General features: G+C 38.4%; 1 protein-coding gene. It reads left to right on the plus strand.

Annotation, left to right across the window (positions count from 1 at the left end; translation table 11 throughout):
• The first annotated feature begins 31 nt into the window (after positions 1–31).
• Complete coding sequence (gene pepF / locus V7112_RS23650; protein ID WP_335424411.1) at positions 32–1,846, plus strand: oligoendopeptidase F; 1,815 nt, start codon at positions 32–34, stop codon at positions 1,844–1,846.
• Positions 1,847–2,019 lie beyond the last annotated feature (173 nt).

Raw genomic sequence — 2,019 nt, forward strand, 5'->3', positions numbered from 1 at the left:
GAATCGAAATATTTCATTAGGGGGTAAAATTATGACCAAGGTTAAAGATAAGTTATTAACACGTGCTGAGGTGCCTGTTGAACAAACCTGGAAGCTTGAAGATTTGTTTCCATCAGTCGACGCATGGGAACAAGAACTAGCTGCCATTGAAGCTGATGTGTTGACTGTAGCAAAATATAAAGGACAATTAAATAAGGATGCAAAAACATTTTTAAATTGTTTACTTGCAAAAGAAGAACTTCAAAAACGAATGATTTTAGTTGGTACATATGCAAGTTTGCGTTTCAATGAGGATGCAACTAATCCTGAAAATCAAGGAAATGCTGCTCGAGTTTCAGCCGTTTTCTCAGGGATTAGTGCTGCACTATCATTTATCGAGTCAGAGATCCTTTCATTACCTGAAGATACAATTGAAAAATACCTAAAAGAAGAAAAAGAATTAGAAGTATTCCAGAATAATTTAAAAATGATCTTGGAGAAAAAGGCACATACCCTTTCACCAGAAACGGAAGAAGCTTTAGCGGCTCTTGGTGAAGTACATAATGCACCGTATATGATTTATCAACGAAGCAAAGCATCTGACATGACGTTCCCTTCTTTTACGGATGAAGAAGGAAATGAGCTTCCACTCTCCTTTGCACTATTTGAGGATCGCTATGAATTGTCTGAAAATCCGACGATTAGACGTAATGCATTCAATACTTTCTCTGAAACATTGAAAAAATATCAAAATACTTTCGCTGCTGCCTATGCAACAGAAGTTACAAAACAGGTGACACTTTCAAAGCTACGTAACTATCAATCTGTTACAGAAATGCTTCTGCATCCGCAACAGGTTACGCTCGAAATGTATAATAATCAATTAGATATCATTCAAACAGAGCTTGCGCCACATATGCGCAAATTCGCAAAATTAAAGCAACGCGTGCTTGGTGTAGAAAAAATGCATTTTAGTGATTTAAAAGCACCACTTGACCCTGATTTCAATCCTAAAACAACTTATGAAGAAGCTTCAAATACGATCCTTGAGGCATTACAGGTAATGGGACCAGAGTATAGTGCAATCATGGAAAAAGGTCTTACAGAGCGCTGGGTTGACCTCCCTGCTAACGTTGGAAAATCCACAGGTGCTTTTTGTTCTAGTCCATATGGGGCGCATCCTTATATTTTAATTACATGGACTGACACAATGCGAGGAGCATTTATTCTTGCTCACGAGCTTGGTCATGCAGGTCATTTTTATTATGCAAATGCAAATCAGCGTGTTGGAAATACACGTCCATCTACTTACTTCATTGAGGCTCCTTCGACAATGAATGAGTTACTTCTTGCAGAGCATCTTTTATCAAAAACAGATGATAAGAGAATGAAGCGTTGGGTGATCCTTCAGTTACTAGGAACGTACTATCATAACTTTGTAACCCATTTGCTAGAAGGAGAATACCAACGTCGTGTATATGCATTAGCGGAAAGCGGACAACCAATCACTGCTCCTGGTTTAAGTGCAATTAAAGGTGATGTATTAAAATCCTTCTGGGGAGATTCAGTGGAAATCGACGATGCAGCAAGCCTAACATGGATGCGTCAGCCACACTACTATATGGGACTTTATCCATATACGTATTCTGCCGGATTAACTGCCTCTACCGCAGTGGCACAGTTAATTAAAGAAGATGGTCAGCCTGTAGTCGACCGCTGGATTGAGGTATTAAAGGCTGGCGGTACGATGAATCCACTTGAATTAATGAAATATGCGGGTGTAGATATGTCCAAGCCAGATGCAATTCGCAAGGCCGTTGCTTATGTTGGTGATCTAATTGCTGAATTAGAAGGACTTTACGAGTAATATAAGAAATGCCCAGAGCAATCTGGGCATTTTAATATTATCTGTATGTTGATTTTACTGCGTTTGAAAAATAAACGGTAAAATTCCGTTTATATTGGGAAATACCCATATTTCCCATTATTTAAAGGAAGTTTTTCCGTTTATCTTATCTAAATTGGTCTTCTGTCAAGAAA

This window comes from Bacillus sp. JJ1566 (assembly GCF_036962685.1).
Lineage (GTDB): Bacteria > Bacillota > Bacilli > Bacillales > Bacillaceae_L > Ferdinandcohnia.